This window comes from Mesorhizobium sp. WSM4887 (assembly GCF_029625865.1).
Lineage (GTDB): Bacteria > Pseudomonadota > Alphaproteobacteria > Rhizobiales > Rhizobiaceae > Mesorhizobium.
The window spans coordinates 1-231 of record NZ_JARTVP010000077.1 but is presented as its reverse complement, the minus strand read 5'-3'; the positions used below and the strand labels follow the sequence as shown (position 1 = coordinate 231).

At 56.3% G+C, this 231-nt stretch carries 1 pseudogene; it reads right to left on the bottom strand.

From position 1 onward, the window contains the following. Window positions 1-231, bottom strand: a pseudogene (locus P9230_RS32390) (hypothetical protein); the annotation flags it as partial.

Below are 231 nucleotides of genomic sequence, written 5' to 3'. Positions count from 1 at the left end.
AACCAGATGACGGCAGAAAGCGTAAACAGGGCCATGACCATGCGCACGATCGTTGCGCCGAATTCCGGTATCGGCAGTCCTATCGTGGTGAACGGTGCCGTGAAATCGGTGGGCACGAAATGGCTGGTGTTGTCTACGGCCATGGAGGTCAGCATCTGTATGAAGTCACGATGCTGATCGTTGAGATAGCCGGCGGGAGCAAAAGCGTAAGGCAGTGCCAGCACGAACAGC